Source organism: Colwellia sp. BRX10-1 (genome assembly GCF_014077545.1).
In the GTDB taxonomy this organism is placed as follows: domain Bacteria; phylum Pseudomonadota; class Gammaproteobacteria; order Enterobacterales; family Alteromonadaceae; genus Colwellia_A.
The window spans coordinates 40,841-63,058 of sequence record NZ_JACGWC010000019.1; the positions used below are offsets into that span (position 1 = coordinate 40,841).

The following is a 22,218-nucleotide window of genomic DNA, read 5'->3' on the forward strand; positions in this document are numbered from 1 at the left end:
AGCCATCTTGAATGTTCGTGTTAACTTATTTTATTTCACTTCAACAAAACTAATCGACGCTTCTCTATTTTGGCTTGTGGTTAAACTTGAACAATAGCTTTGCCAATTAATGTCGTAATTATCAAAGAGATTTTTGAATGTTTGGTCAGTGAAAATAGCGCCGTGCTTGTCATCAAATACTAAGCGGTGGCCATGCTTACCTAGCGGTTCAATATCAGTTAATAGCACGTCTTTTTTATGAAACACTTCTGGTATTTTAACGCCATTTTTAGCTTTCGTTTCTACGGGAGAAAATACTCTTAGGTATTCAAAGGAGAAACTAAGTTGAAGGTTACTATCAAAATTAAGGGTTAATTTTTTTTGCTTGCTATCAAGCGTAAACTGAATGATTTTCATTAATTCCTGCGCTTATATTGGCTAAAAGAGTAGGAAGTTAACTTCCTACTCTTTTCTTTCTATAGAATAAAACGGCTTAAATCTTCATTTTTAACTAATTCAGAAATAGTGTCATCTACGTATTTTTGATCAATTATAATGACTTCCCCAGCACGCTTATCAGCATTAAATGATAGGTCTTCGATTAAACGTTCCATCATAGTATGTAAGCGTCTTGCGCCAATGTTTTCTGTACTTTCATTAACTTGCCATGCGGCATTAGCGATTGCCTGAATACCATCTTCACTAAAAGAAACATGTACACCTTCTGTTGCCAACAAAGCAATATACTGTTCAGTTAATGATGCGTTTGGTTCAGTCAAAATTCTAACAAAATCATGGGTAGTTAGCGCTTGTAACTCGACACGAATTGGTAATCGACCTTGCAATTCAGGGATCAAATCAGATGGTTTTGCCATCTGGAATGCGCCTGAAGCAATAAATAAAATATGGTCTGTTTTAATCATGCCATGCTTAGTGCTTACTGTTGAGCCCTCAATCAGAGGGAGTAAGTCTCTTTGTACCCCTTCGCGAGAAACATCAGGACCTGAGCTATCACCACGCTTACAAATCTTGTCAATTTCATCGATAAAAACGATGCCATTTTGCTCTACTGCATAAATAGCCTTTTCTTTGATATCGTCATTGTTAACAATTTTGGCGGCTTCTTCTTCTTGCAACGCTTTAAAAGCATCTTTAATTTTTAATTTACGCTTGCTGGTTTTTTCATTAGACATGCCCTGAAACATATTTTGCAGCTGCGAAGTCATCTCTTCCATACCAGGAGGAGCCATTATTTCAACCCCCATTTGTGGGGCAGCTAAATCTAATTCTATTTCTTTATCATCAAGTTGACCTTCACGAAACTTTTTGCGAAAAGCTTGACGAGTACTGCTATTATCCGTAGCTCCATCAGCGCCAAAACCGTCTCGTGGTGGTGGCAATAATATATCTAAAATTCGTTCTTCAGCGGCTTCTTCGGCGATATGTTTTACCCGAGCCATTTCTTGCTCTTTGGTCATTTTTATTGCCATATCAGCCAAGTCACGAATGATCGTTTCGACTTCTTTACCAACATAACCGACTTCGGTAAATTTAGTTGCTTCAACTTTAATAAAAGGAGCGTTGGCAAGTTTGGCTAGACGCCTTGCTATTTCTGTTTTACCAACCCCCGTTGGACCAATCATTAGAATGTTTTTAGGGGTAACTTCGGTGCGTAACTCTTCGTTTAACTGCATTCTGCGCCAGCGATTTCTTAAGGCGATGGCTACAGCACGTTTGGCATCACTTTGACCAATAATGTGGCTGTCTAATTCACTGACTATTTCACGTGGTGTCATATTCGACATGATAATTCCTTATGCATTTTACTTATTTGATACACTTACTAAGCGAGACGAAAGTTGAGCTTTATAGCTCGTCAATCGTATGTTGATGATTGGTGAATACACAAATGTCGCCAGCGATTTTTAACGACTTTTCAACAATTTCAATCGCAGAAAGTTCGGTATTCTCTAACAGTGCAGTTGCTGCCGACTGTGCAAAGTTACCACCACTACCGATAGCAATTAAGTCATTCTCTGGTTGTATAACATCGCCATTGCCGGTGATGATTAATGAAGCTGTTTCGTCTGCAACAGCAAGTAAAGCCTCTAATTTTCTTAAGGCGCGGTCACTTCGCCAATCTTTAGCAAGCTCAACAGCGGCTTTAGTTAAATGGCCTTGGTGTTGTTCAAGTTTACTTTCAAAGCGCTCAAATAAAGTAAAAGCATCAGCAGTGCCGCCAGCAAAACCAGCAAGGACCTTGCCGTTATATAAACGACGAACTTTGCGAGCATTACCTTTCATTACGGTATTTCCAAGCGATACTTGGCCATCACCACCAATTGCTACTTTGCCATTACGTCTTACGGATACGATAGTTGTCACAATTAACCTCAAATATTTATTTATATCTATGAAGAATAGATAAGGCTAATTATGACTTTTTCAAGGAGGGAGCTAGATAAATGTGTCTATTATGTCAATCGGACTAACTTATTGTTCACTAATCCGTTGGATTTTATTTCCAAAGCCAAATTTGGCAGCCATTAACATTATTACTTTTTAGCTTATGTTTGTCTTTTTCTGCTTCACGTTTACGCTCATAAGGACCTAAAAACACTTTGTAATAAATACCGTTTTTACCTTTAGATTCACTTATTTGAGCCGTTAAGCCAGTAAAGGCAATATTGGCTTTTAATACTTCGGCTTGTCTCATCGTTCTAAACGACGCGCACTGCATCTTATACGGTCCTTTATCCTTAACTTCATATTTACCCACTTCAACTTCTTTACTCTTTAGGTTGTCAACATATGCCCATATCTCTTTTGGTGGAGCGGGTAATGCTTTTTCTTTCACCGCTTGTGGGGCTTCTTTGACTATTTTCACGGGAGAGACTTGCGGTTTATTGTCTTTTATTGACCATAATCCATAAATAAAACCACCGATCAATAACATGACTAAAAAGAGTAAAAACTTAAATTTTAAGGTGAAGGTTGGTTTAGGCGCTACCTTGCCTTTATAGGGACTTTTCTTTTTGTTTTGTGCGCGGGAAACGTAATCTTGATGAGCCATGAAATAATAATATACCGGTAAACGTCGGGTAATTCTAACCAACTGGTAAGGAAATGACACTAGTTTAAAAAGAAAATTGTAACAGAAGGCTTATTACTTAAAGTTACCAACTTAAATCAAGTGGATCAACATCTACTGTCCAGCGTACTTTTTTCTGCCATTCATTCTGAGAAATAGCGTTAATCAGCTGATAAATAGCAAGATGAAGTTGCTTGCGTGATTTAGCTTGTACAATTAAATGATAGCGATATTTACCTGCTTTTTTTTCCATCGCAGCTGGCACCGGACCGGCAAATTGGCAGCCATCAAAAGTAAATTCGGTTAATGCACTGAGAAATTTTTCAGGATAAGAAGGATAGTTAGCTTCTGCCCGAAAAAGTGCTTGATAACTAAACGGTGGTAATAAGGCCTGTTTGCGCTCAGTTAACGCATATTTAGCAAAGTGTGGGTAACCGTTGTTGACTAAATCTTGCAGTAATGGATGTTCAGGGAAGTTGGTTTGTACTAATACTTTTCCGGGCTTACTTTCTCGACCTGCACGGCCAGCAACTTGCACTAATAATTGTGCCATGTGCTCGGCGGCACGAAAGTCAAAACTAAAGAGTGCACCATCAACGTCTAACACTGCAACCAGTGTTACATCAGGGAAGTGATGCCCCTTCGCCAACATTTGTGTACCAATCAGTAACTGATGTTTTTTATCACTGACTTCTTGTAATAATTTTGCTAATTCGCCTTTTTTACGAGTACTGTCGCGATCGATTCTTACGGTACTATAGTCAGCAAAAAGTTCGCCGATGCGCTCTTCTAATTGTTCTGTACCTTGTCCCATAGGTTTAATACGGACACTTCCGCAACTAGGACACTGGTATGGGATACGCTTTTGACTACTACAGTGGTGACAAATTAATAATTTTTTTCCTTGGTGCAAAGTATAAGGTTTATTACAACGCTGACAATCGGCTACCCAGTGACACTCTTGACAATTAATCGCTGGCGCATAACCACGGCGATTTAAAAATATTAAGGCTTGTTCACCGCGTTTAAGTGTTGTTTCAATCGCCTTTTTTAACGTACCTGATAAGCCATGTTCCATTTGCTGTTGGGCAACATTAATAAGACTGATTTTGGCTTGAGTACTTTGACCGGGTCTTTTAGTTAATTGATGATATTGATATTTACCCGACAATGCATTTTGTAGCGTTTCTAAACTAGGCGTGGCACTACCGAGTACAATGGGAATATTTAACTGACCCGCGCGTAAAATAGCAATGTCGCGCGCGTGATAACGAAAACTGTCTTGTTGTTTAAAAGAGCCATCGTGCTCTTCATCAACAATAATTAAACCTAAATGATGTAGCGGCGCAAAAACAGCTGAACGCGTGCCAATAATTATTGCGGCGGTGCCCCGTTGTGCAGCCAGCCAAGTTTGTAAACGTTCTTTGTCGTTTAATCCTGAGTGGTGCAAACAAATAGGTAAATTAAAGCGTTGTTCAAACCGACTGAGCATTTGTGGTGTTAGACCAATTTCAGGCACTAATACCAGTACTTGTTTATTGGCGGCGAGAGTTTTTTCCATCGCTTGTAAATAAACTTCGGTTTTACCACTACCGGTGACACCGTCTACTAAATGACAAGAAAACTGCTCAAAGGACGCTTTAACCGCTGAGACAATAACCGCTTGTTCAACGGTTAAGGTTAGCTTTTCATTCTCAGCTAAAGCGTCTTGGTGATAGACAAAGGTTTCAGCTTTTTGTTGCCTTTCTTCAATTAACTTTTTCTTTTCAAGCGTATTTAATTGTGCTTTTGTATAGCCTAGTGTTCTAATTTCTGCCCAAGTTAACCCCAGGTGGGTTTTAATGACATTATACAGTTCGGCTTGTTTTGGGGCTCGCTTAACTATTTTTTCTAATACCAGCTTTTTTTCACTGTCTGGCTCAAGCAAGAAACAATGCCAAGTGGTCGCTAAATCAATAGTAGGTTGCTCAATTTGACGAAGCAACACGGGAAGAGCCAGTTGTAGTACGTCTCCAATCGGGTGATGATAATAATCAGCACAGCGCAGTAAAAACTTTAACAGCGCGGGAGGAAAACGAAAGTTGTCATTGACTAAGCCAATAATCGGCTTAAGTTTTTTGTCGTCAATATCACAGACTTCACTGGTACTTATAATAATACCAATAACTTCTCTATGACTAAAAGGCACGATCACTCGTGCGCCTATTTGAATCTCGTCATTACTGATGCTTTTTGGCACGATATAAGTAAATAACTGACGCATAGGTACAGGAATAGCGACTTGAATATAACTAACCTGCATAACGAGTACTTTTTTGACAATAATTAAGCTTATTCTGCCGACTTGTTGTTAATATGCCAAGTACGATTTTATAGAAAGTTTAACTTTAATCACCTTAACGGATTAATTGTTCATTTTTTAGCAATTAGTGTCATTAGGCTATTGCCAAGCATGTGTCGATGATTTAAAATTCGCCTCCATTATTTTTAACTCGTATGGTGCTTAGCAGCAATAATGACTGACTAAGTGGCGATACGGCCTTATACAGAGGTTTCTATGAAAGACGGTATTCATCCTAATTATGTTGAGTTCAAGGCAACTTGTTCTTGCGGTAACATCATCGTAACTCGTTCTACAGCGAAAAAAGATATTCACTTAGACGTATGTTCAGCTTGTCACCCATTTTACACGGGCAAACAAAAAGCTGCTGAGACCGGTGGTCGTGTTGATAAATTCAACAAACGTTTTGGTGCACTTAGCAGCAAGTAATTTTGCGCTAAAATCAAAATGTAAAAAAAAGCGTCGTAAGACGCTTTTTTTATGCCTAAAAATCCATTGAAATACCATTCAGCTTTGACGTGATCTCAAAAAATATAATATTTTTCGCTTTTCTTTAAACCCTTTTCATAAATACTGTATCTTACTTTATAACGACACCATTATTGAGAGTTAACCTTTGGATAACCCGAAAGTTATTTACATTAAAAACTGTGCTGAACCGCCGACCACTATTGCTGAAAACCTTGCAAAAGAACGTGCGATTATTAGTCGAGCACAGCAGGGTGATCAGCAGGCTTTTTATCAACTTTATCAGCAGTATCATCGTAAAGTTTATGCTATTTGCTGGCGCATGCTTGCAGATAAAGATAGTGCAGAGGATGTTTGCCAAGAGGTTTTTGTACAACTATGGCAAAAGATAGCTAATTTTCGTGGTGAAAGTAAATTTTCTACTTGGTTACACAGTGTCACCAACAATATTGTACTTGGACACTTACGCAAACATAAAAACTGGTTGCAACGTATCTTTAGTATCGAAGATCAAACCATGGCAGATATTGCCGTAGAAATGCCAGATAGTGCGGGTCTAACCGAATTAGATAAACATATCGCTCGTTTACCTGAAAGAGCTCGCTTAGTTTTTGTGTTGTTCGCGGTTGAAGGTTACCGCCATGAAGAAATTGCAAATATGCTCGACATGGCAGTAGGTACTAGTAAAGCGCAATACCATAGAGCTAGAAATTTGTTAATGGAGTGGATCGAGATATGAATAAATTATTATCAGAGCAAGCTTTACAAAAAGCACTGGCAAAATTACCTGATGAAATGACACCACAACGTGATTTATGGGCTGGTATTGAACGGGCGATTGAAGTTAAAACACAAGACAAACCTGTCTTTGTATCACCGGTGAAAAAAGTGTTTATGCCTACAGCATGGGCGGCATCTTTAGTGCTCGCAGTATTGGCTACTTGGTTTTCTTTTTCGCCTCAATTTTCAGAACAGCCGCTGGATTTAGCGCAACACAATAACTCACCCCTGACCTTAGTAACTGCAATGCAAGAAAATTTTATGCACACCAAGCAATCGATGTTGATTAGCTTTGGCCAGCCTAAAATATCGGCCCTGCCAAAAGAAATTCAACAAGAGTTAATAAACCTAAGCTCAGCCCAAGCTACGATTGAAAAGGCTCTAAATGAAGACCCAAGTAATAATGATTTACTTAATTTATTACGTTGGACCCAAAAACAAGAATTAGATCTATTAAGCCAACTATACAGCCCTAAATGGCAGAGTATTTAAAGATAACACTATAAAGAGGTAGTTATGAGAGTTTTACAAAAAGTTATTCCGATGATGCTATTTTCAGCCGCTTGTTCAAGCTTTGCGGGTGAGCAGATAGACAAGTCATTACTGGTCAGTGATGTCAGTAGTGTAAATATTGAAAATTTACGCGGTAATATTACGGTTATTGGTTGGGATAAAAACACTATTTCGATAAAGGGAGAATTGGAAGACGACGCCGAAGGTTTACTCTTTAAGCAACAAGGATCGCGTGTAAAAATTAAGGTTGAGCTTGAAAATCATAACAACAACTTCTGGGGTAACAATGCTAAAGGCTCAGTATTAACGATTCATATGCCTAAAAACATTCGTGTCAGTTTTGAGGGGATTGCCAGTGATATTAATTTTGAGAACTTGCATGCCAGCGCCGAAGCAAAAACAGTAAGTGGTAACATCAAAGCGGTAAATTTGAGTGAACGCATTGAATTAATTTCAGTTAGTGGTGATATTAACAGTAGCAAATTATCAGGGAAAGTGAGTTTGTCGAGTGTTAGCGGTAATATTAAAGATCGTCAGTCACGTGGACGTTTAAGTTTGCGCGTGGTCAGTGGTGAAATTGACGCGCAATCAACAGCAAAAGAAGTGACGATCGAAAATGTCAGTGGTGATATTAACATAGGATTAAATGAGATTGACGAACTTACCGTTGCAAATGTCAGTGGCGATCTGTCAGCAACGTTATCGTTAAATGATGGTGGTGTCGTTAAGATGTCGAGTGTTAGTGGCGGTTTAGCATTAAAGCTACAGAAAAATGTTCAAGCAAGCTTCCGTTTATCAGCCAGTGCTGGTGGTCAGATCACTAATAAAATTACCACGCAAAAATCAAATAAAGCTAAGTATGGACCAAGCTCAAAATTAGACTTTGAAACCGGTAGTGCCAACGCGAACGTACGTGTAAATACGGTAAATGGCAATATTAGCGTCAGCAATTAATTTTTATGACTCTGGCATTGAAAATAGAACGAGTTAGGGCGCTTTCTGGCTCGTATTTATATTCTGTTTCAAAGTAAATTCTGCTAACCTACCAAAAGTTTTAATCTCGCATTTGCGATAGAGTTTTAGGGTATATAAATGGCAGAGCGCAAGCCAAATAAATTTTTCAAAGATAAAAAGTATTCTCAAGATAGTCAAATGAATGCTTTAAAAGTTCCACCTCATTCGCTTGAGGCAGAGCAATCTGTATTGGGCGGTTTATTGCTCGATAACGAGACGTGGGATCGTGTTGGCGAACGTGTTGTCGCTCAGGATTTTTATAGTCGTTCACATCGTATTACTTTTGAAACCATAGCTGCGTTAATTGAACTAGGCAACCCTGTTGATTTAATTACCTTATCTGAAGCTTTAGAAAACGAGCAACGACTTGAAGATGCTGGTGGCTTTGCTTACCTTGCCGAAATGATGAGGAATACACCCAGTGCGGCCAATATCACCGCTTATGCCGACATCGTTCGTGAACGTGCGGTTACTCGTGAAATGATCAGTGTGGCAAATGAAATTGCTGAAGCGGGTTATGATCCTCAAGGCCGTGCTAGTGCAGAGCTTCTCGATTTTGCTGAAACTAAAATATTTGCTATCGCGGAACAACGGGCTAACAAGTCCGAAGGGCCAGAAAACATTACCTCAGTACTAGAAAAAACAGTCGATCGTATTGAACAACTTTGTTCATCGCCAAATAATGGTGTTACCGGTGTTTCTAGTGGCTTTTCTGATTTAGATAAGATGACCGCTGGTTTTCAAAAGTCAGATCTTATTATCGTTGCTGCACGTCCATCAATGGGTAAAACTACCTTTGCGATGAACATCGCAGAAAACGCGGCGATGACTGAAGATAAACCCGCATTGATTTTTAGTTTAGAAATGCCTGCAGAACAACTGATGATGAGAATGCTAGCCTCATTAGGCCGTATTGACCAAACCAAAATTCGTACGGGGCAATTAGGTGACGAAGATTGGGCGCGTTTATCATCAACCATGGGGTTACTTATTGATAAAGGTAAGATGTTTATTGATGATGCCGCTGGTTTAACGCCAACCGATGTTCGCTCTCGTGCGCGCCGCATTGCCCGTGATCACGGTGGTATAAGTATGATCATGATCGATTACTTACAGTTGATGCGCGCGCCACAATTTGCTGATAACCGCACCTTAGAGATTGCCGAAATATCACGGTCATTAAAAGCATTAGCTAAAGAATTACAAGTACCGGTTGTGGCACTGTCTCAGCTAAACCGTAGTTTGGAGCAACGTTCAGATAAACGGCCGATTAACTCGGATCTTCGTGAATCAGGCTCTATTGAGCAAGATGCCGATTTGATCATGTTTATCTATCGTGATGAGGTTTATCACGATGATTCAGAGTTTAAAGGTATGGCAGAAATTATTATTGGTAAACAACGTAACGGCCCTATTGGTCGTGTTCCGTTGACTTTCCAAGGACAGTTTTCTCGTTTTGATAATTATGCCGGCCCGCATGTATTAGATGAAGATTAATGGCATTAACGACCGCAACGGCAATTATTAATTTATCTGCGCTCAAGCACAACTTAGCGCAGATAAAATCACTTGCACCGACAGCAAAGGTGCTAGCCGTTTTAAAAGCTAATGCCTATGGCCATGGCCTTGAACGCATTGCGCACGCATTGTTTTCTGAGCAAGCTAAAATAAATGAACACGGTCATTCATCGATCACCGCTGATGCTATTGCCGTGGCAAGAATTGATGAAGCGCTGGCATTACGGTCTTCAGGTATTACTCAACCGATTGTCTTGCTCGAAGGTTTTTTTAATGCAAAAGACTTAGCGATACTTGCGGTCAATAATTTACAAACGGTTATTCATAACCATCAACAACTTGATGCTCTTTTATCGGCAACGCTTCCTTCTCCGTTAAAGGTTTGGCTAAAAATCGATACCGGTATGCACCGTTTAGGTATAAATCCAGAGGAGTTTAGCCATTTTTATCAGCAATTAACGGACTCAGTAAACGTTCAAAAAAATATTGTGCTAATGAGTCACTTAGGTTGTGCTGATGATAAAAGCAATCAGGCGACTCGCCAACAAATATCACTCTTTGAAAAAGTAACGTTAGGCTGTAACGAAGAACGAACATTGGCAAACTCTGCCGGTATTTGTGCATGGCCAGCAAGCCATTACCAATGGCTTCGCCCCGGTTTATTATTATACGGGATTTCTCCTTTACCCTTTGAAACTAGCGCAGCAAATTTATCAACTTGTGCGCCAGAGAGTGCTTTGCACAATAAAGATATAACCTTGGATGTTCTGCCAGTAATGACGCTGAAGTCAAGTTTGATCGCCGTACGTGAATTAGCCGCTGGCGAATCAGTCGGTTACGGTAATGCTTGGACAAGTGAGCAAAAGACTATTATTGGTGTTGTTGCCATTGGTTACGGTGATGGTTACCCTCGGCATGCTAAAAATGGCACACCTGTTTTGGTCAATGGACGAAGGGTTCCTTTGGTAGGAAGAGTATCAATGGATATGATCACTGTTGATTTAGGGATAAATGCACAAGAACAGGTTGGCGATGTTGTGACTTTGTGGGGAGAGCAATTATCTGTTGCCGAAATAGCGCTATGTGCAACTACCATTCCCTATGAGCTCTTATGTAATATTACTCGCCGGGTACAAATCACCTTGTCAGCGCAGTAAAGGTCTTTTTTAAATACTAAGTAAACTACTCATCTTCTTGGTAAAGTCGCCAAAAATTCATTTACAGCGCACTTAACCGCCACTGTTTATTATAATGTCATTAATTGTCAGTTGTTATTGAGTCAATAAACTAAATATAGCGTAAAAAATAAAAAACCTCGTTTATTGCTAAACGAGGTTTTGGTCTATGACTACAAATTACTTAATTCACTATTTATCGAAACTGAACTCAATAAAAGCTTTACCAAATTCAGAATTTAACGGAATAATAATGATAGGGCCATCAGCTTTGTGGTGAATAGTATGGTTTTGACCAGAAACAACCATAGGCGTTGCCATGTCAAATTCAAAGCCTTTTTCGCTCAGCATACGCTTAGCGCCACCGGTGACCATATTAGTAATTTCACCGACTAAATCGGTAATTTCTTCATTGATTTCGTCAGGACCTTCGCCAACCATTTTTTTCATGGTGGCCAGTGCTAACTTTCCTTCAAAAGTAATTGATAGTGAGCCTTTTGTTTGAGCGCTCACCATACCAATTAAACCAGAAACATCGCCCATAGCAACTTCATTTTTTTTCAAACGAGGTTTTTCAGGTACTAATTCCATTTGTGCCATAGTAGACATTACATTGAGCATTGAAGATAAAAAAGGGTTAATAAACTCTACATTCATGAATGTTTCCCAAGGGCTTAGTTATACTAGTCATTTTATTTTGCATGTTAATTTAGCAAATGTAAATCGTTCCTACTAGTTATTGTTTTTTATTATCGCAATTTTAACTGATTTCGAAAAAGTTAAGCTGCCAATAATTGTTTCGTCTTTATAATTTACAGTATTTACTTGCTTAGGGTAAGTATCGATGAGTAAATCATTTTTTACCACTAATCCGGATAAAAAGTTTTCAAAATTAGCTTCTTGGTAAATATAAACATTACCTTTAGCGACTTCTAAACCTATCCAATTGAGCTTGATTGGCTGTTTTTTATTATCTTGAACATCAATAAGTTGGAAATGTGCTTCAACATAGTTTTGAATGAACTTTTCGTATTTAGGATGCTCAGCTGAAAAGCGTATTTGCTGTTGCTCAGCAATAGCATTATCAATATCGTGAGCCGTAAATTGATGAATAACTTCTATGTTATGGGTTCTTGGATTAACTGATAAATCAGTTAATCCAAAGAAGTATCGGTGGGCTGCGCTTGAAAGCGCAACGCCACACAATAAACAAAAAACAAAGCTTTTAAATAATGAGGTTTTTGACATTATTTATCTTCTTCTTCCTTGTCTTCTTTTTCGTCATCAGCTGACTTTAATTTAACATTATAGTCACGCATCATGTCTTTTTTCTTACGTTTGTATAATTCAAAGCTTGATTTAATAGGGCGTGCTGGCCAGTAGTTATTGTTAACATCTACATCGGCTGTTTCCCAGTTTGGATCAATAGCGATAGCGGTAATCTCTTTGTCAGTAATAAATAATTTAGAAACATTTTTACTGTTTTTACGCCAGATTTCTGCAGGAATATGTACTTGTTCTGTTGTTTTATCTGCAAAAGTTAATTGCACAATAATAGGCATGACCAAGCCACCCTTATTTTCAAAATCAACGATGTAGAAATTTCTTTCATCAACAAGGAGATCTTTTTGCCATTGTTCTAACTTTTTATTTGCGCTGTTATAGGTATTACGTGCTTTATTGGTTGCCGTAAATTTATCATGCTCATTGTAAAAGTCTAACAATTCAGGCTTGTCAGTTGTTCTAAGCCATTGACCTTTATCACGAAGGTCACTAATAAATGTTGGCTTTTCACTCTCTAAGGCACGATTCCAAGCGGCTTCTGTATCAGGGTTTTGGCTATCAGGACGATATAAATGAATATTACCTAAAGCGATATCAACATGATCTGTTGTGTAGAACCAACCACGCCAGAACCAATCTAAATCAACGGCTGATGCATCTTCCATGGTGCGGAAAAAGTCTGAAGGTGTTGGGCGTTTAAACATCCAACGTTGTGCATATTCCTTAAAGGCAAAATCAAATAATTCACGGCCCATAACGGTTTCACGTAAAATATTTAATGCTGTTGCTGGCTTACCATAGGCATTATTACCAAACTGAAGAATTGATTCAGAGTTGGTCATAATAGGTACCTGGTTAGTACTTTTCATGTAATTAGTAATGTCAGCAGCATGACCACGGCGTGAAGGATAACCTTCTTCCCATGCTTGTTGTGCTAAAAACTGTAGGAAAGTGTTTAAACCTTCATCCATCCAAGTCCATTGACGTTCATCAGAGTTAACGATCATTGGAAAGTAGTTATGACCCACTTCGTGAATAATTACTCCAACTAAGCCGTATTTAGTACCACGAGAATAGGTTTTTTCACCTGTTTCTTTGTCAAGTGTTGGGCGAGGACCATTAAAAGTGATCATCGGATATTCCATGCCACCAACGGGTCCATTGACTGAAATTGATACTGGGTATGGGTAAGCAAAGGTGTATTTATTATACTGTTGCATGGTATGGATAATAGCTTCAGTTGAGTACTTTTCCCATAATGGATTACCTTCATTAGGGTAAAAAGACATCGCCATGGTATCGGTACCGCCTTCTTTATAACCTTGAGCGTCCCAAATAAATTTACGGCTTGATGCGAAAGCAAAATCACGAACATTTTTAGCTTTAAAATGCCAGGTTTTCGTTTTTGTTGATCGAGATTTTTCGTTTTCAAGTGCTTCATCAACGGTAACGATAAGCACAGGTTTCTTTGCGTTTTTAGCTTGTTCTAAACGTTTACGCTGTGTTTTTGTTAAGACCTTGCTTTCATTTTGTAACTCACCGGTAGCGGCAACAATATGATCAGCAGGAACGGTGATCTTAACGTCGTAATCACCAAATTCTAAAGTGAATTCGCCGTTACCTAAAAACTGCTTGTTTTGCCAGCCCATAACGTCATAGTATGCTGCTGCGCGAGGAAACCAGCCAGCAAGCTCATACAAATAGTTATCGTCTTCTTTAAAGTATTCGTAACCCGAACGGCCACCTAACACTTTTTGTTCATGAAGCTTATAGTTCCACTTAATATTTAATTCAACATCATCGCCGGATTTTAATGCCTTAGGTAAGATAACGCGCATCATTGTGCCGTTAATTACATAGTCAAGAGCACTACCGTTTGATGCTGTAACTGCAGTAATTGTATTACCACCATCAAATTCAGTTGACTCGATAGCGCCACGCAATCCGCTATAAGTTATTTTTTTACTAGGAGCTGTCGCTGTTAAGCGATTATCAGAGTCACGTTTTAAGCGGTTTTGATCTAGCTGTATCCACAAGTAGCGTAAAGTGTCAGGTGAATTATTGGTATAACTCATTGTTTCGCTACCCGTTAAGGTTTGCGTTTTATCATCAAGTTGAATATTAATTTTATAATCAACTTGTTGTTGCCAATACTGGTGACCTGGTGCGCCTGATGCAGTTCTGTAAGTGTTGGGTGTTGGTAAAGATTCTTCTAATTGACGAAATTTATCGCTACTAATGGTGTTTTTCGCTATTGCGCTACCACTGGCAACAACAAATAAGCAAATTAACGCTGACTTGATTGAATATTTCATAGGCTTCCTGAATATTTTATAATATGGGCATGTTTAACCGTGTACTTATAGCATAAATAAGTTCACTGAGTTAAGGGGGAGGGTACTTCTTATGCGACCAATAGCTCTAAATATGAGTTTAATGGGGGTGTTAAAGTTATTATTACTCCTGAATAATAACGCTATTTACTACAGCTTTGACAAGCACCATGCGCTTCAACAATTTGATGACTAATGGTAAAGCCGGTTGCATCTGCCATCGAGCGTAAAGCTAAATCTAAATTAGACGATTGAATTTCTTCAACATGTCCGCAACGGTCACAAATAAGTAATTGCACGGGATGATTACATTCACTGAAATGATGGCACATCACAAAAGCATTTATAGACTCAATCTTATGAACAAAGCCCTGTTTACCAAGGAAATCTAAAGCACGATAGATGGTTGCTGGTTTTGCTGCTGGGTCAATTAGCTTTAATTCGTCAAGCAAATCATAAGCACCAATAGCACCGCTATGTCCGGTTAATAGTTTAAATACTTGTTCGCGAGCCAAAGTAAATCGTGCACCACGCTTCTTGCAAGACTCTTTTGCTTGTATTAATAATTCTTCTGCATTCATTATGAGTTAGGTACTTGCATTATTGGGTTATTTTTTAGCAGTTTAACACAGAGATTTTGATGATGTAATATGCTTGAAAGGTTAATTACTTAACCCTTTAAATTAAAAGCGTGTTGTTGGTACTCTCAACGTTTACGAAAATGTAATGTAATATTTGATAGTTGGCTAACAGCTAAGTACCAAGATAAATTCACTTTACTGGTTTAGCAATTTTATCTTGCCCTCATCGATACCTACGTGTCATCTTTAATCAATAAGAATAAATTTTTTACTATGGACTGAACATGCCTGAATTTGAATATTTAGATTTAACGCTCCAAAATAATGTCTTACATTTACAACTTGCACGCCCGAATAAGGCGAACGCAATGAATAAAAAAATGTGGTTTGAAATTGGTGACGCTTATCGTTGGATAAATAACCAAAACGATATTCATGTCGTGGTATTGAGTGGCAAGGGGAAACAATTTTCATCGGGCGCCGATATCAACTTTTTATTAGACGTTATGGCGTCAACACAAGATTGCCAAAATGATAAAACAGCGCACTTGAGGGCTGAAATCATTAATATGCAACAAGCATTTTCAGCGATTGTTGATTGTTCTATTCCAACAATCGCAGCGGTCCATGGTGTATGTATCGGGGGGGCGGTTGATTTAATTTCGGCATGCGATATTCGTTTAGCGTCGATGCGGTCTTACTTTAGCATTTTGGAAACGCAATTAGGTATACCTGCAGATATGGGAACATTGCAACGCTTGCATTTTAATTTACCCGATGGCCGATTACGAGAATTAGCATACACTTCGGCTATTTTCTCAGGACGTCAGGCAAAAAAATGGGGCATGATTAATGATACCTATTTAACACGTAAGCGTTTAATGAAAGCTGCTTTCAGTTTAGCCAAACGCATTGCTTTATTACCTAATTATGCCGTAAAAGCGACAAAACGCAGTTTAAATGTAAATACCGATACTATTGTGGCTAATGGCTTAAGTGCAGTTGCCGACTTAAACGCAGAATTACTGCAGTCTCCACAAGCAATGTTGACAATGGAAGAGCTCAAACGAAAACTGAAAAAGTGATATAAAATTAAGTCATTTCAGTGAAATTATTTAAACGTTCTCCTCAATAAATATTTGTTGGCTTTAGCGCTATAGAGTTAATCTTTATATTTTACTAAAGAGTGTGCGTCGGGCACCTGCACTTGCTCAGGAAGGCCCGAGAAGAGACTTTGGGAAAATAATCGTTAATTAAGCGATATTCTCAGTAACGTTTGTCATCAAAGATTCATAAACTAACTCATTAAAAGCTATACCTTTTTCATTATTTAAGTCATAATTCATTGACATATAACAAGGAATGTTAATGATGAATGTCAATGAATTTGATCGAATGAATACCCTCTCTGAAAAAATCCTCAGCTCAACCGCATCTGTCCATGAAATAGCAGAATTTACTGTATTACTTAACCTATGGAAAAGCTCTGAAAAATTCAATTTAGTTATTGATTTACCCCAATAAAGAATAGACGTTTCAATTGTAAATATATTGATCTTTAGGTATAAATGTCTCGCCTATTTAGGATGAATTATAACAAATGGATGTTTTTGAATGAATTATACTGCTTCTCTTTTTGTGAGCTTAATATCACTGGCTCTTTTAGCTTCTTGTGGTGGAGGCAGTGGTGAACGTTCAGAAAAAATAACGACACCGCAGCCTACTGTTCCAACACCACCTGTTGTCGACGCGATTTTTACAGAAGATAATGCCGGTGATATTGCCATCTGGAGTACGGTGTTAACCGAAGCGAGTATTAATGCCGCAGACATCATCGAACAGGAAATCATTTGGTTTCATCATGCACCTGAAAACATCTTAATTAGAGACTGTAATAGCACAGGTACCGTTGAAAAAATTATTGACGATACAGAAAATAACTACCAATTAGTTTTTACAAACTGTAGTTACCAAACCGATATTATTGATAGAGAAAATTCAACCACAACAGTGACTGCCTTAGTGAATATTACCCAGCAGGATATTCAACTTGATAACAGCAAGAATCCTTACTCGGATAGTTTCCTTATTAAGGACCTAAGTGCAAAGTTTTCCTCTACGGGCTTTATTATCTCTACGATAGAAGAGCCTTCACTTTCATTAGAGTTAATGTTTGAGTTTTTGCTAACAAGCAACCAAACGTGGAGCGCAAGTACTGAAGATTTAGAAGGAGATCTCGTTTTAAATTATCAAAGTAAAAACAGAAAACTTGATATAAAAGCAATCGACTTTAAAGTTAAAACTGATGATTTAATGGTTGTTACTGACTCTCTAAAGCAAACGACAATTAATCAACATATTAACGCGCCAGGTAGTAATAAATATCCGCATTACCAAGTCGATATTACCAGTACAATAACGAGTGAACTATTTGCCTTTGAGACCACTTTAACCTCTACCGTTACCTCGCCATATTCAGGTAAAGGTTACGCATCACAATCACCTGCTGGAACCTTTAGACTGACCAACGCTCAAAATGAAGAAATATTGCTAACATTTATCACAAATAAATATATGCAATTGCACCTTAACCAAGAACTTATAGGTGAAGCAGAAACAGTAGCATGGACTTCATCCGCCTTATTTAATTTACATGATAATGCCCAAGCACTAGCTTTTATCCAAGAGTTAACACCGTTTAAAGCTATTTCAATTACTAAAGAGACGATTGAAAATGATCCCGTTGAAAAAGTAATCATAAAATTTAATAAAAAAGTATCCATTGATAGTAGTTATTCAAATACTCCGATACAAGTTTCAACTCTTTCGGTCTCTAATTCTTTTTACCGACCTATTATTTTAGCGACTGAAAACAACATTACCCTTTCTTTCGATACCAATGAATCTAAAGGTTTTTATAATATTTATTATGACGGAAACTATAAACTGAAAACCAGTGAAAAATATGTTGAACAAAGTTCAGGCGGACACTCAGTTAAACAAATCGTTGGCATTGTCGGTGAGGCAGTTACATTAGATCATACCGTAGAGCAGGTTCGATACTCATCTGTGTTCAACCATCTTATTGCAATAAATGATTTTAATACCGTAATAAAAGTCTTTGATCTTGAAACAGGTCACTTAATTAAGGCTTCTAATGAAACCAATATTATTTTTGACCATATTTGTTTCTCGGCTGATCAAGAACGTATATTTTTAACGGGTCTAAACTATGACGATTACAGCTACCAAATATTTTCATATGACCACAAAACGCTAAGGTTTATTGAGTCTTATCAGCAAACGGGCTCTGCTCATAGCCTTAAAAAGTGCGCGGCTAATCAACTTATATTTGTAAATGATGATTCACTTGAGCAATTTAACTTGTCAACGACAGACTTTTCGCTTACCAACACCGCTTTAGCTAACGTCAATAACATTGTTCAATTTCCATTAAACGACAATAAATTATTATATGTGTCGGATACAGATAGCCGTGGTTATGAATTGTTCTCATTAACATTAGATCCTTTGGCGATTGAAGCTGTTGCGACTCCACTGGCGGATAGTCGCGATACTTACAATTACTCTGGTAACCAAGAACGGGCTATTTTCATTGATGGCGTCAATGAAACACTGCTTGCTAGAAACACTGTTATTAAGATAAATGACACTTCTGAAGTACTGCATACCTTTACGGGCGAAGAAACTTATTTTCCTAAGAAAAATGAACATATCCGATATCATAATCAAGCGCATAATATTATAGTTACTAATCTTGCGGTTTATGACGCCTCAACTTTTGTTGAGCTTATAGCACTTCCGTCGATTCCTGCGGCAAGCTATTGGTTTGTTGATAATGATGATAGATTATCTGTAGTCCTTCAATCAATGGACAGTATTTACCGAGTAAAGCTCTACTAATTTTACCGAGCGCTCAATTATAAAAAGGCATCAGCACAAAATATATAATTATTATGCTGATGTTTAATTGAAGCGATTGTCTTATTTACGCCCCGCGTTGAGTCATTAAATACTCGTCTGAAGATAAAGCAATAACGATTTTATGTTAGTAAAAAAACAATGCTAGAAAGCCCTTAAACACTAATTATTGATGAGAAATTACCGTGAATAAATTATTTATAATAGGCATGTTATTTGCCTTAAATGCATGCACATCAGAATCAAAAAATTCACTAGGTATAGCATCTAACCCTAATCCTAAACCTTATGTGTTGTTAATTTCACTGGATGGTTTTAGGTGGGATTATGTTGATAAATATCAGCCTACATTCTTGTCTCAATTTGCTAAAGAGTCTGCTCATTTAACATCATTACGTCCTACTTTCCCGACAAAAACCTTTCCCAACCATTTGAGCATTGTTACGGGGTCATACCCTGAGAATCATGGCATAGTGTCTAACCGTTTCTATGCTCGCGATTTAAATAAAACCTACAGCATAAGAGACTCGGAAGCGGTGACCAATCCCGACTTTTATTTACGTAAACCCTTGTGGATTATTGCGGAAGAACAAAATATGCGTACCGCTAACTATTTTTGGCCAAGCTCCGAAGCCGCTATTGCGGGTATTTATCCGTCTCATTTTAAAAAATATGATCACAACGCCTCACATCAAGAACGCATAGATGGTGTATTAAATTGGTATCAGCTTCCTTCAAGCGAACGGCCGCAATTAATAACCACTTATTTTCATGATATAGACAGTGCAGGGCATGGTTTTGGTCAAGATTCACCTGAGCTTATTGCCGCTATTAACCGTGTAGATAGCACCATTCGTGAAATGGTTGAAAAAGTACGAACGTTAGATTTTGAAGTAAATATTATTATTGTCTCTGATCATGGTATGGCTGATTATCCTGCTAAAAATTATGAATATTTACCTAATTGGTTAAATGATGAATATAAAGTTTTGGCAACCAACCCTATTACACTTATATACGATGAGGGTAAGTCTACCCGCACATTAGCTCAAACTGTTGCACAATTAAATCAACAAGCTAAGCATTATAAATGTTATCAATACCAAGATATTCCAGCAAAATTTAACGCCTCAAAATCAAGTCGTATCGGTGATATAGCTTGTTTAACCGATAACGATTGGTCAATAGGTTTTACCGGAAAAACCAGTAAAGGAAATCATGGCTGGAGTCAGTTTGACACTACAGACATGGACGGAATATTCTATGCACAAGGGCCCGCATTTAAAAAAGCATATCAGTTAGATACAGCGGAAAACATAAATATTATGCCATTAATAGCAGACATTTTAGGCCTAGAAATCACCACACCAATTGATGGTAAATTAGCGATTATGAAACCGTTACTTAAATAAATATTATGCCAATAAGAATAGCAGACATTTTAGGCCTAGAAATCACCACACCAATTGATGGTAAATTAGCGATTATGAAACCGTTACTTAAATAAATATTATGCCAATAAGAATTGCAGACATTTTAGGCCTAGAAATCACCACACCAATTGATGGTAAATTAGCGATTATGAAACCGTTACTTAAATAAATATTATGCCCATAAGAGTTGCACACTAAAAGTAATACACCGGTGATTTATTCGCTGGAGTATTGCTTTACTTATCCTTAAGGTTTTATAAATAGCTCGTTATGGTTAGGTAAACATAACGACTTGTCATTGAGTCAAGAAAGAGAGTTCACTTGAAACTAGTAATATACAGTTTAACGCTGCTATTAATATTGACCAGCCAGCTATCAATGGCTTTTGCCACTACGCCTTTTCAAATACCAAGAAGTAAAGTCGTTGAAATTAAAGATCCCGACAGTCAACGTGTTTACCCATTATTTATAAAGTTACCTAAATCTTATGCTAAAAATGATGATAAAACTTATCCCGTTATTTACTTAACCGATGCTTGGTATACTTTTCAGATTGTTTCTGGGGCAACCCGTTATCCAATGAATGCACAAAAAATGAAAGAAGCTATTATCGTTGGCATTTCATATGCTAAAGGGTCGAAGCGAGATGCTAGCAGAGTGCGAGACTATACCCCAACAATCAATAAATCCTGGCAACAAACAACAGGTGGTGCTCAACAGCATATGGCGTTTATCGAAGCTAGTGTTATCAATTATATCGATAAAAATTATCGAACGGATCGACAAGATAGAACCTTTGTCGGTAACTCGCTTGGCGGATTATTTGGTACATATATATTATTAACTAAACCGACATTATTTAATCATTACATACTCGGTAGTCCTTCTTATTGGTTTGATAATAAGGTTATTTTTACATTAGAAGAGGCGCATCGAAAGCGGCAGTTAACCATTAATGCTAATATTTTTATTGCTATTGGCGAGCGTGAATCAAAAGCATTAGACAGCAGCCATGACATGGTCAAAGATGCTGAAAATTTTTATGAAAAAATACTTAATTGGCAACAAACTCATGTAAAAGCAAAAATTGTTATTATCCCAGAAGCCAATCATCAAACCGCTTTTCCTACGACGGTCATTCAAGGACTACATTGGATTTACAAAATATAACCTCATGCTAGTTTTGTATTTTTAGCCTAAAAAAAAGTCAAAAATAGTGTATATAATGGTAAATAATATATATTAAGTAAAATATTCTAATTAACGTTAAAAAAATAATTGCCAATTAATCGATATTGAGTTAAAAATGCGATTATCAGTATATTTATATTTTAGTAGAGTTTATAAAATGGCTAATTTAGCAATATCAGCAGAAAGTTTTAAGGTAAATAGAAATTTTTACGATGATAGAAATTATCCGCGCGGCATAAAGCGTTCCGGTGACTTTAACTTGGCCGAGGCCGAGGCATTAGAAAAATATGGCGTTGCATTAATGGCACTTTCTTTAGGAAGCCGTCTGCCTGTTACCGAAGAAGAGCAACATTTTGTTGAAGTTTGTCGTGGTAATGCTGCTGTAAGCAATACCATCGAGAAGGCTTGGTTAAAATATCAAAACATAATTTTAACACCCAAGCAATTCCACACCTTATTTGGTCGAACTAAAGTTGAAACAGACGACGAACTTGAGTCAGATCCTGACGACCTAGATTAACCTTTTCTTGTTAATCTATTAGGCTATTTATGCAAGATACTTGCTATAACTTAGC

General features: G+C 37.7%; 21 protein-coding genes. 12 read left to right on the forward strand and 9 right to left on the reverse strand.

Annotated elements, in window-relative coordinates; translation table 11 throughout:
- Positions 1-30: 30 nt before the first annotated feature.
- From H4J75_RS14450 to priA, 5 genes are all read right to left on the reverse strand, one after another.
- Positions 31-396, reverse strand: a complete 366-nt coding sequence (locus H4J75_RS14450) for a gamma-butyrobetaine hydroxylase-like domain-containing protein (RefSeq protein ID WP_182222523.1) — start codon at positions 394-396, stop codon at positions 31-33.
- 59 nt (positions 397-455) lie between these two features.
- Positions 456-1,784 (reverse strand): HslU--HslV peptidase ATPase subunit, encoded by a 1,329-nt coding sequence (gene hslU / locus H4J75_RS14455; protein ID WP_070375003.1) that lies wholly within the window; start codon positions 1,782-1,784, stop codon positions 456-458.
- 61 nt (positions 1,785-1,845) lie between these two features.
- Positions 1,846-2,364, reverse strand: coding sequence for an ATP-dependent protease subunit HslV (gene hslV / locus H4J75_RS14460; protein ID WP_070375002.1), 519 nt, complete (start codon positions 2,362-2,364; stop codon positions 1,846-1,848).
- Positions 2,365-2,497: 133 nt separating this feature from the next.
- Positions 2,498-3,052, reverse strand: coding sequence for an SPOR domain-containing protein (locus H4J75_RS14465; protein WP_182214758.1), 555 nt, complete (start codon positions 3,050-3,052; stop codon positions 2,498-2,500).
- 103 nt (positions 3,053-3,155) lie between these two features.
- Positions 3,156-5,372, reverse strand: a complete 2,217-nt coding sequence (gene priA / locus H4J75_RS14470; protein WP_182222524.1) for a primosomal protein N' — start codon at positions 5,370-5,372, stop codon at positions 3,156-3,158.
- A gap of 255 nt (positions 5,373-5,627) precedes the next feature.
- Between priA and rpmE the strand changes: the two genes are divergently transcribed.
- The 6 genes from rpmE to alr all read left to right on the forward strand — a co-directional run bounded on the left by rpmE (position 5,628) and on the right by alr (position 10,861).
- The gene (gene rpmE / locus H4J75_RS14475; protein ID WP_070374999.1) at positions 5,628-5,840 is read left to right on the forward strand and encodes a 50S ribosomal protein L31; all 213 of its coding nucleotides are present in this window, start codon (positions 5,628-5,630) and stop codon (positions 5,838-5,840) included.
- A gap of 241 nt (positions 5,841-6,081) precedes the next feature.
- Positions 6,082-6,618 carry an RNA polymerase sigma factor gene (locus H4J75_RS14480; RefSeq protein ID WP_182222548.1) on the forward strand — a complete coding sequence of 179 codons (537 nt, stop codon included), beginning with the start codon at positions 6,082-6,084 and terminating at the stop codon, positions 6,616-6,618.
- Positions 6,615-7,151 carry a hypothetical protein gene (locus H4J75_RS14485; protein WP_182222525.1) on the forward strand — a complete coding sequence of 179 codons (537 nt, stop codon included), beginning with the start codon at positions 6,615-6,617 and terminating at the stop codon, positions 7,149-7,151. Before H4J75_RS14480 ends, H4J75_RS14485 begins: the two co-directional genes overlap by 4 nt.
- 24 nt (positions 7,152-7,175) lie before the next feature.
- Complete coding sequence (locus H4J75_RS14490) at positions 7,176-8,126, forward strand: DUF4097 family beta strand repeat-containing protein (RefSeq protein ID WP_182222526.1); 951 nt, start codon at positions 7,176-7,178, stop codon at positions 8,124-8,126.
- 138 nt (positions 8,127-8,264) lie between these two features.
- Entirely contained in the window at positions 8,265-9,683 is a 1,419-nt protein-coding gene (dnaB, locus tag H4J75_RS14495; protein ID WP_070374997.1) for a replicative DNA helicase, read from the forward strand.
- Complete coding sequence (alr, locus tag H4J75_RS14500) at positions 9,683-10,861, forward strand: alanine racemase (RefSeq protein WP_182222527.1); 1,179 nt, start codon at positions 9,683-9,685, stop codon at positions 10,859-10,861. Before dnaB ends, alr begins: the two co-directional genes overlap by 1 nt.
- Before the next feature lie 210 nt (positions 10,862-11,071).
- On the opposite strand, the gene H4J75_RS14505 is transcribed toward alr, so the two are convergent.
- From H4J75_RS14505 to zur, 4 genes are all read right to left on the reverse strand, one after another.
- Positions 11,072-11,536: a chemotaxis protein CheX gene (locus H4J75_RS14505; protein ID WP_070374995.1), complete on the reverse strand. Its 465-nt coding sequence runs from the start codon at positions 11,534-11,536 to the stop codon at positions 11,072-11,074.
- Positions 11,537-11,611: 75 nt separating this feature from the next.
- A complete protein-coding gene (locus H4J75_RS14510; RefSeq protein ID WP_182222528.1) occupies positions 11,612-12,127 on the reverse strand; it encodes a DUF6702 family protein in 516 nt (171 codons plus the stop codon).
- Complete coding sequence (locus tag H4J75_RS14515; protein WP_070374993.1) at positions 12,127-14,478, reverse strand: M1 family metallopeptidase; 2,352 nt, start codon at positions 14,476-14,478, stop codon at positions 12,127-12,129. The genes H4J75_RS14510 and H4J75_RS14515 overlap by 1 nt, the downstream gene beginning before the upstream one ends.
- A gap of 161 nt (positions 14,479-14,639) precedes the next feature.
- Positions 14,640-15,077 carry a zinc uptake transcriptional repressor Zur gene (gene zur / locus H4J75_RS14520; RefSeq protein ID WP_070374992.1) on the reverse strand — a complete coding sequence of 146 codons (438 nt, stop codon included), beginning with the start codon at positions 15,075-15,077 and terminating at the stop codon, positions 14,640-14,642.
- 284 nt (positions 15,078-15,361) lie between these two features.
- On the opposite strand from zur, the gene H4J75_RS14525 reads away from it, so the two are divergent.
- The 6 genes from H4J75_RS14525 (at position 15,362) to H4J75_RS14550 (ending at position 22,163) form a co-directional block, all read left to right on the forward strand.
- Positions 15,362-16,162: an enoyl-CoA hydratase-related protein gene (locus H4J75_RS14525; RefSeq protein WP_182222529.1), complete on the forward strand. Its 801-nt coding sequence runs from the start codon at positions 15,362-15,364 to the stop codon at positions 16,160-16,162.
- Positions 16,163-16,445: 283 nt separating this feature from the next.
- Complete coding sequence (locus H4J75_RS14530) at positions 16,446-16,601, forward strand: hypothetical protein (RefSeq protein ID WP_182214746.1); 156 nt, start codon at positions 16,446-16,448, stop codon at positions 16,599-16,601.
- Positions 16,602-16,691: 90 nt separating this feature from the next.
- A complete protein-coding gene (locus H4J75_RS14535) occupies positions 16,692-19,001 on the forward strand; it encodes a hypothetical protein (RefSeq protein ID WP_182222530.1) in 2,310 nt (769 codons plus the stop codon).
- A gap of 203 nt (positions 19,002-19,204) precedes the next feature.
- Positions 19,205-20,431: an ectonucleotide pyrophosphatase/phosphodiesterase gene (locus H4J75_RS14540; protein ID WP_182222531.1), complete on the forward strand. Its 1,227-nt coding sequence runs from the start codon at positions 19,205-19,207 to the stop codon at positions 20,429-20,431.
- 342 nt (positions 20,432-20,773) lie between these two features.
- Complete coding sequence (locus tag H4J75_RS14545) at positions 20,774-21,622, forward strand: alpha/beta hydrolase (protein WP_231907455.1); 849 nt, start codon at positions 20,774-20,776, stop codon at positions 21,620-21,622.
- Positions 21,623-21,800: 178 nt separating this feature from the next.
- Positions 21,801-22,163 carry a DUF413 domain-containing protein gene (locus tag H4J75_RS14550; RefSeq protein ID WP_182222532.1) on the forward strand — a complete coding sequence of 121 codons (363 nt, stop codon included), beginning with the start codon at positions 21,801-21,803 and terminating at the stop codon, positions 22,161-22,163.
- Positions 22,164-22,218 lie beyond the last annotated feature (55 nt).

Bases quoted from the DNA above. Each gene is read 5' to 3' on its own strand.
- H4J75_RS14450 (WP_182222523.1), bottom strand. From the start codon at position 396: ATGAAAATCATTCAGTTTACGCTTGATAGCAAGCAAAAAAAATTAACC.
- hslU (WP_070375003.1), bottom strand. From the start codon at position 1,784: ATGTCGAATATGACACCACGTGAAATAGTCAGTGAATTAGACAGCCAC.
- H4J75_RS14465 (WP_182214758.1), bottom strand. From the start codon at position 3,052: ATGGCTCATCAAGATTACGTTTCCCGCGCACAAAACAAAAAGAAAAGT.
- priA (WP_182222524.1), bottom strand. From the start codon at position 5,372: ATGCAGGTTAGTTATATTCAAGTCGCTATTCCTGTACCTATGCGTCAG.
- rpmE (WP_070374999.1), top strand. From the start codon at position 5,628: ATGAAAGACGGTATTCATCCTAATTATGTTGAGTTCAAGGCAACTTGT.
- H4J75_RS14485 (WP_182222525.1), top strand. From the start codon at position 6,615: ATGAATAAATTATTATCAGAGCAAGCTTTACAAAAAGCACTGGCAAAA.
- H4J75_RS14490 (WP_182222526.1), top strand. From the start codon at position 7,176: ATGAGAGTTTTACAAAAAGTTATTCCGATGATGCTATTTTCAGCCGCT.
- dnaB (WP_070374997.1), top strand. From the start codon at position 8,265: ATGGCAGAGCGCAAGCCAAATAAATTTTTCAAAGATAAAAAGTATTCT.
- alr (WP_182222527.1), top strand. From the start codon at position 9,683: ATGGCATTAACGACCGCAACGGCAATTATTAATTTATCTGCGCTCAAG.
- H4J75_RS14505 (WP_070374995.1), bottom strand. From the start codon at position 11,536: ATGAATGTAGAGTTTATTAACCCTTTTTTATCTTCAATGCTCAATGTA.
- H4J75_RS14510 (WP_182222528.1), bottom strand. From the start codon at position 12,127: ATGTCAAAAACCTCATTATTTAAAAGCTTTGTTTTTTGTTTATTGTGT.
- H4J75_RS14515 (WP_070374993.1), bottom strand. From the start codon at position 14,478: ATGAAATATTCAATCAAGTCAGCGTTAATTTGCTTATTTGTTGTTGCC.
- zur (WP_070374992.1), bottom strand. From the start codon at position 15,077: ATGAATGCAGAAGAATTATTAATACAAGCAAAAGAGTCTTGCAAGAAG.
- H4J75_RS14525 (WP_182222529.1), top strand. From the start codon at position 15,362: ATGCCTGAATTTGAATATTTAGATTTAACGCTCCAAAATAATGTCTTA.
- H4J75_RS14530 (WP_182214746.1), top strand. From the start codon at position 16,446: ATGATGAATGTCAATGAATTTGATCGAATGAATACCCTCTCTGAAAAA.
- H4J75_RS14535 (WP_182222530.1), top strand. From the start codon at position 16,692: ATGAATTATACTGCTTCTCTTTTTGTGAGCTTAATATCACTGGCTCTT.
- H4J75_RS14550 (WP_182222532.1), top strand. From the start codon at position 21,801: ATGGCTAATTTAGCAATATCAGCAGAAAGTTTTAAGGTAAATAGAAAT.